Consider the following 7,409-nt stretch of genomic DNA (forward strand, 5'->3'; position numbering starts at 1 on the left):
GCGGTGGACACCGACGCGGGCGCGTCGAGCGTGACGGGCACGGCAGGTGGGGCGGCGGCGTACCGCGCGCGGACCTCGGCGGGCTGCTCGGGCAGCCGGCCGTCGGCGAGGGCCCGGGCCAGCCGCACCGACTGGGACTGCGCCCAGCTCAGCGGCGCCACCGAGCCCACGGACCGCCCCGGTATGAAGCCGATCGACGCCGTCTTCGGGTCCGACCCGTACGGGGACGCGGGCAGCGCCGGGTTCTCCCAGATCTGCTCGGGGATCAGCCCGGTGCCGCCGGTCTGGGCCCGCATCGCGCGCAGCAGCGCCGCCGCGCCGGCCCGGTCGCCGGTCTGGACCGCCTGCTCGCCGCGTTCGCCGGCCAGCACCGGCCACAGGTGCCCGGACCCGGTGTTCGTCGACGGCCAGGGCGCGCCGGTCGGTCCGCAGTTCGTCGGGTCCGGCTCGTAGCAGTCGCCGTAGCCGTCCTCGCTGCCCGGCGCCGACGTCCCGTAGCGGTACCAGCCCGGCCCGGCCGGGGTGTCCCGCTCGAGCACGCGGTCCACGACGGCGAGCGACGCGGCGACGTCGGGGTCGTTCGCGGGCAGCACGCCGAGGCGGGTCAGCTCGAGGAAGCCGGCGTCGACGATCGCGCGCTGGTCGGCGTCGATCGAGCCGTTGCCCAGGTTGTAGAACCACTCGGAGTCCGGGTTGCCGTTCTTGGTCAGCCGCAGGAAGTACCGGCCGCCGTACGGTCCGTTCGAAGTGACCGTCCAGCCCTTGATGCTGCGCTGGAAGTGGTCGGCGGTGGCGCGGTAGACGTTCGCGCGCGCACGGTCGCCGTGGCGATCGGCGATCACGCCCGCGGCGACGAGCCCGGCGATCTCCGCGGCGATCGTCGAGGGGGAGTAGCCGCCTTGTTCCTCCCAGCGTTCCGACCCGAACGCCGGGCCGTGCGCGACGACGAAGTCCGCGGCCGCGCGGATGTGGTCGGTGTAGAGGGTCCGGTCGCGGTCGAGCCCGGCCTGCAGCGCCATCAGGATCGGGTACGCGCTCTCGTCGAGCTGGTCGCCGCCGGAGTCGGGGGCTTTCTTGCCGTTCAGCATGGAGTTGCGCGGAAACCGGCCGTCGGGCTGCTGCTGGCGCGTGAACAGCCAGCGGACGCTCGCCCGCGCCGTCTCGCGGTCGCCGGCCGCGAGCAACCCGGAGAAGCTTTCGTAGAGGTCGCGGGCGAAGATCTCGCGGTAGGAGCCGAAGTAGACCGGCTTGCCGCCCGGCGCGTCGCCCGCGGACACCGCCTGGCCCCACGGGCTGCCGAGCGAGGCGACGACCGCGCCCGGGAACGTCTTGTCCTCGCTGGCCTTCACCACGTTGACGGACTGGTAGTACGCGTCGGAACCCTGGCCCCGCAGCGGGATCAGCCCGTCGTCGTAGTCACGCCACTCGCGCGCGTACTGGCGGTAGCTCTGGTCGAAGGGTGTGCGCAGGCTCGCCCCGGCCGTGGCGACCGCGGCCCGCGCGTCCGCGCCGAAGCCGAGCGCCAGCACGGCCGGGCGGCGCGGCTGCAGGTCCAGCTGGGCGGTCTGGACGACGTTGCCGTTCGCCGCGGTCGGCGTCGTGTCGGTGAGCCGGTGGTCGCGGTCCAGCTGGGCCAGCCCGTCGCCGGCGGTGCCGGCGAAGCCGCTGCCGGTGGCCAGGAACCGGCGGTCGGCGCGCAGCGCGGCGGCCAACGGGGTGCCGTAGTCGCGGGCCGGCGCGCTGGACACCGTGTTCGGGTCGGCGCTGACCAGCGCGGACGTCGCCGCGTCGACGGTCGCCGTGTCGCCGCCCCCGTTCGCCGGGCCACCTCCGCCGTTGCCGTTGACGCTCGCGTCGAACCGCACGTAGACCTTGAGGTCCCGGCCGGAGTCCGTCAGCGGCTCGAGCCGGGTCCGGATGAGCACGCCGGTCCGGGCCGGGTCGGCCAGGTATTCGGTGACCAGCCGGTACCGCCCGCTGCGCGGGGTCGACGTCACCTCGCAGGCCATCCCGCCCGCGCTCGTGCGGACCGTGTAGGTCATGTCCCGCGCCTGCAGGTCGGTGAAGCTGCGCCCGTCGGTGACGGCGAACTGCAGCGTCTCGACGTTGGTGTTGTCGATCACCGGCGCGTAGACGTCCGACAGCACGCCGTCGGCGACGGTGAACCAGGCCTTGCTCGCCGTGTTCCGCGCGGTGCCCAGGCAGTCCTTGCGGGCCACGCCGAAGTGCGAGACGGCGCCCGGTCCCGGCGCCGCGGTGGCCGCGTCGGCCACGGGGGCGGGCAGGAGGGTCGCGGCCAGCACCGCGCACAGCACCACGGACGACGTCGACCGAGTCATCCGCCCATCCGATCACGGCGGGCCGGGGCCGCACCAGGTCCGAACGGCGCCTGGGGAGCCCATTACCGGTGATTGAGAATCCGAACCCGTGGGTAGCAAACCTGGTGTCCCCCGAGGAGGTGAACGTGGAAGAGCTGGGATCGGACGGATGGCGGTACCGCGGCACGATTTCGCCACGGACGCTGCCGAGCCTGCGCCGGCACCTGGTGTCCTGGTTGCGGCGGCGCGCCGGTGACGAGGTCGGGCGGCAGGCCGACGACGTCGTGCTGGCCTGCTGGGAAGCGATGGCCAACGTGCTCGGCCACGCCTACCACGGCCGCCCGGGGCTGATCGACGTCCGCGCCCGGATCGACCAGGACGTGCTGATCGTCACCGTCGCCGACCAGGGCCGGTGGGAGTCGGTGGCGGAGCGCGCGGACGGCGGCCGCGGGCTGCGCCTGATCCAGGCCCTCGTCGACGGGCTCGACCTGCGCTCGACCGACGGCGGCACGGTCATCACGCTCACCTGGCCGTTCCCGGCCCGCCACACCGCTTGAGCCGCTTCAGCCGGCCGAGGAGAGGTCCTCGACGAACCGGGTCGCGATGTCCCGCAGCTTCACGTTGGTCCGCTGCGACTCCGTGACCAGCCGCTTGATCGCGTCGTCGGCGCTGATCCGGTGCACGGCCATCAGGATGCCCTTGGCCTGCTCGATCACCGCCCGCGACCGCATCGCCGCTTCGAGTTCGACGGCCCGCTGCCGGGCCTGGTGGTAGCGCCGGGTCGTGCGCAGCCCGAACGAGACGACCGTCGTGTAGAGCTCCAGCAGCCGCGAATCCGTCTCCGCGAAGCCGTGGTTGCCGTAGCCGAACAGGTTGAGCGCCCCGGACAGGCGCTCGTCGACGCGCAGCGGGGCGGCGAGGTAGCTGCCGACGCCGAGGTCCAGGGCCCGCGCGGTGAACTCGGGCCACGCCGCCCCGGCCGTGGCCAGCGGCACCCGGACGATCTCGCCGGTCTCCGCGGCCTGCAGGCACGGGCCGGCGCCCGCCGCGTACTGGGCCCGGTCGATTTCGACGGCGTGCGCGTCGGTCGAGGCCGCGGTCGTCGGCTCGCCCTCGCGGATCGCGGTGATGCTCGCCATGTCGGCGCCGGGGATGGCCCGGACGGCTTCGGCGCAGACGGCGTCGAGGACCTCCGCTTCGGTCGGCTCGGTCTCCAGGGCGCCCGTGAGGTCCGCCATCGCGGCGGTCAGCTCGTCGAGTTCCTCGGGCCGGATCGGTTCACCGGTCACTCGATCATCTCCGTCCCGGACTGCTGCGGCTCGTGCCGGACCGCTGCTGCTTCAACGGAACGGCAAAACCTTACTCGCGTCCGGCTCGCCATCCGCAACACCGAGACCCCGGAGAGGGCGGTGGCTCCGGCCCGGCGCTCGCTGCTGAACGTCGTGGGTTGGGCGCCGGGGCCACCTGGCGACGAGCGGCAGCACAACCCACCCGACCGCGGTCGCTACCGCCCGCTTACCCCGTGTGCCCGGGGTCAACCGTTCAGCGGACCATGACCTTCGTGACCTGGGTGAGCCCGGACACGCGCAGCACCCGGTCGAGCAGCCGCGGCGCGAGGAGCCGCAGGTCGTGGGAGTCCGCCCGGTCGAACAGCACCGCGACGCCGGCGCTGTCGAGGTAGGCCACCCCGGTGAGGTCGACGGTGACGGCGGTGCCCGCCGCCAGCTCGCGGTCCAGCGCGGCGCCGAACTCCGCGGCGTTGCTCATGTCGATCTCCCCGGTGACGGACAGGACCCGGTCGCCGTCGTCACCCGGGCCGCCCACCAGCGTGAGTGCCGTCGTCACGAACCCATCCTCCATTCCAGCGTGACGGTGGTCCCGTTCGCGTCGTGCCGGATCGCGACCGCGTCGGCCAGCGCTTCCATCATCGGCACGCCGCGCCCGCGCAGCACGTGGTTGTCCGGCGGCGGCTGCTTCCAGCGGCCCCGGTCGGTCACCGTGACGACCAGGTGCGCGCCGGTGAACCGGGCCGCCAGGTGCGCGGTCGCCCCGGCGCCGCTGCGGTAGGCGTGCTCGACGGCGTTGGCGCAGGCCTCGCCCGCCGCGACGAGCACGTCCTGGGCGAGGTCGGGGTCGAGGGCCGCGTTGTCCAGCCACGCGCGCAGCCAGTGCCGGGTCGAGGCGAGGTGGTCCGGGTGCGCCGCGAACTCGAACTCCAGCGTGGGCACCGACCGGCGGTAGAGCAGCAGCGCGACGTCGTCTTCGTAGCCGCCGGCCGGGCGGAGCCGGTCCATCAGGGCGGCCGCCAGGTCGCCGAGTTCCGCGTCCCGCGTGTCGTGGGCGACCTCGGTGGCCCGGTCCATGCCGTCGTCGAGCGATTCGCGGCGGCGTTCGACCAGCCCGTCGGTGTAGAGCATCAGCAGCGAGCCGATCGGCACGACCGCCGTCGCCTCCGGCCGCGGCGCCGCGGTGCGGACAGCCAGCGGCAGGCTGCCGCCCTCGTCGAGGAACTCCGCCGTGCCGTCGCGATGCACGAGGGTGGCGGGCGGGTGCCCGGCGCTGCTGTAGGTGAGCGTGCCGGTCGCCGGGTCGAGCACCCCGCAGAAGACGGTGGTGCACAGGGCACCCGGCAGCCGGCCGGCGAAGTGGTCGAGCGCGCTGAGCGTGTGCGCCGGGCTGCTGGCTTCCAGCAGCAGCGCGCGGCAGGCGCTGCGCAGCTGGCCCATCACCGCGGCCGCGGCGAGTCCCCGGCCGACGCAGTCGCCGACGACGATGCCGATCCGGTCGCCGGCCAGCGGGACGACGTCGTACCAGTCGCCCCCGACCTCGAGGGGCGGGTTCGCCGGCTCGTAGCGCACCGCGAACCCGCCGGGCAGCCGCGCCGGGCCGAGGATCGAGCGCTGCAGAGCGAGGGCGACTTCCCGCTGCCGGTCGTCGCGGTGGGCGCGGCGCAGGGCGTGCGCCAGCGTCCCGGCCAGCAGCGCCAGCAGCGTCCGGTCGTCGGCGCCGAGCGGGCGGCCCGGCGCGGGGTCGACCCAGAGCGTCAGCAGGCCGCCGGGGTGGTCGACGGTGGTGCCGGCGCCGTTGTCGGCCGGGGTCGCGTGCAACGCCGGGAGCGAGCGGACGTGGTCGAGGGTCTCGCGCAGCGGCGCGGCGAGGTCCGCCCAGCGCCGGTCGGCGGGATCGGTGGACGCGAGCTGCGGCTCGCCGTCCCGCGGCCAGGTCACCGCGAGCACGCGCTGGGCGTCCCACAGCTCGCGCAGCAGCACCAGCGCGGTGCTGAGCACCTCCGGCGCCCCGCTGATCCCGGCGAGGCGCTGGTTCATCGCGGCGAGCGCGCTTTCGCGCTGCACGGCGTACCGCTCGGCCGTGACGTCGCGGATCGTGCCGACGAGCCGGCGGTGGCCTTCGTCGTCCTGCAGCTGGTTGTAGGCGAGCGCGACCCACAACCGGTGCCCGTCCCGGTGCCGCATCGGCAGCTCGAAGCTGCCGGCCGGCTCGTCCCAGGCGCCGCCGAAGGCGTCGACGACCTGGCGGTGCGCGGCGGGTTCGGCGGCGGAGTCGGGCCACCACGGGAACGGCGGGGCGTAGGGCAGCCCGTCGGTGCCGAAGCCCAGGAGCTCGGTGAACGCCGCGTTGATCTCGACGACCCGGCCCTCGGCGTCGCAGACGAAGAAGCCTTCCTGCAGCGACTCGATCATCGCCGCGCGCCACCGCGCGTGCTGGGTCCGCAGCCTCGCCAGCTGGACGGTCGTGCGGACGCGGGCGAGCAGCTCGCGCGCCGAGAACGGCTTCACGAGGTAGTCGTCGGCCCCGGCGGCCAGCCCGTCGACGGCGGCTTCCTGCCCGGCCCGCGCCGACAGCAGCAGCACGGGCACGGCGGCGGTGCGCGGGTCGCCGCGCAGCTCGGCGAGCAGGCCGAGGCCGTCCAGCCGCGGCATCATGACGTCGCTGATGATCAGCTCGGGTGGCTCGGCGCAGGCAGCGGCGAACGCTTCGACGCCGTCGCGCACCGCGGTCACCGCGTAGTCGTCGCGCAGCAGCCGGACGAGGTAGTCGCGCATGTCGGCGTTGTCGTCGGCGACCAGCACGCGGGCGCCCGCGGCCGCGGTGGGCGAGGGGCGGGCGGCGGAGCCGGGGTCCGGCAGCCAGCGCAACGCCTCCAGCACGTACGGTTCCGCGGACTCCGCGGACTCCACAGTGAGCCCGCCGGTCGTGGATTCCGCGACGACGTGCTCGGCGGGCAGGTGCCGGGTGCCCAGCGGCAGCCGCACCCGGAACGTCGTCCCGGCACCCGGCGCGCTGTCCACCGTGACGCTGCCGCCGTGCATGCCGACGAGCTCGCGCACCAGGGCCAGGCCGATCCCGCTGCCCTCGTTCGACCGGGCCCGCGCCGACGGGATCCGGTGGAACCGCTCGAACAGGCGCGGCAGCTCGATGGCGTCGATCCCGATCCCGGTGTCGGACACGGCGACCACGGCGTGCCCGCCTTCGACCGTGCTCGTCACCCGGATCGCGCCGTCGAAGGTGAACTTGACCGCGTTGGACAGCAGGTTGAAGACGACCTTCTCCCACATCCCGCGGTCGACGTGCACCGGCTCGGCCGACGGGCGGCAGTCGACCTGGAACACCAGCCCGGCCCGCTCGACGGCGGCGCGGAAGACGCTCGCCAGCTCCGCGGTGAACGTCCCGAGGTCCACCGGTTCGAAGCGCGCCTGCATCCGGCCGGCTTCGATCCGGGAGAAGTCGAGCAGGTTGTTCACCAGCCGGCCCAGCCGCAGCGCGTTGCGCTGGATGACGTCGACTTCTTCGCGCACCCGCTCGTCGGCGCCGCCCAGTGCCTCGCGCAGCTCGGCGGCGGGACCCAGGATCAGCGTGAGCGGGGTCCGGAACTCGTGGCTGATGTTGGCGAAGAACGTGGTCTTCGCCGCGTCCAGCGCGGCCAGCTCTTCGGCCCGCTGTTGCTGGGCCTGGTAGGCGATCGCGCCGTTGACCAGCGCCGTCGTCTGCTGGGCGACCAGCCCGAGGAACGTCCGGTACGACTCGTCGAGCGCGCGCCCGGAGCTCGCCGCCAGCACGATCACGCCGGTG

5 protein-coding genes are annotated in these 7,409 nt (G+C 74.5%); 1 reads left to right on the forward strand and 4 read right to left on the reverse strand.

Annotated features, from left to right (window positions below):
- On the reverse strand, positions 1-2,339 hold a 2,339-nt coding region (locus tag CCN39_RS05945; protein WP_086839151.1), incomplete at its 3' end, for a glycoside hydrolase family 15 protein.
- Between the two features lie 125 nt (positions 2,340-2,464).
- On the opposite strand from CCN39_RS05945, the gene CCN39_RS05950 reads away from it, so the two are divergent.
- Complete coding sequence (locus tag CCN39_RS05950) at positions 2,465-2,875, forward strand: ATP-binding protein (protein WP_086839153.1); 411 nt, start codon at positions 2,465-2,467, stop codon at positions 2,873-2,875.
- A 6-nt stretch (positions 2,876-2,881) separates the two neighbouring features.
- On the opposite strand, the gene CCN39_RS05955 is transcribed toward CCN39_RS05950, so the two are convergent.
- From CCN39_RS05955 to CCN39_RS05965, 3 genes are all read right to left on the reverse strand, one after another.
- Positions 2,882-3,607, reverse strand: coding sequence for a GAF and ANTAR domain-containing protein (locus tag CCN39_RS05955; protein ID WP_086839148.1), 726 nt, complete (start codon positions 3,605-3,607; stop codon positions 2,882-2,884).
- Between the two features lie 253 nt (positions 3,608-3,860).
- Positions 3,861-4,163, reverse strand: coding sequence for an STAS domain-containing protein (locus CCN39_RS05960; protein ID WP_086839150.1), 303 nt, complete (start codon positions 4,161-4,163; stop codon positions 3,861-3,863).
- The coding region (locus tag CCN39_RS05965; RefSeq protein ID WP_086839155.1) for a SpoIIE family protein phosphatase at positions 4,160-7,409 on the reverse strand (3,250 nt) is incomplete at its 5' end. The genes CCN39_RS05965 and CCN39_RS05960, both read right to left, overlap by 4 nt.

It is taken from the genome of Amycolatopsis kentuckyensis (assembly GCF_002155975.1).
Lineage (GTDB): Bacteria > Actinomycetota > Actinomycetes > Mycobacteriales > Pseudonocardiaceae > Amycolatopsis > Amycolatopsis kentuckyensis.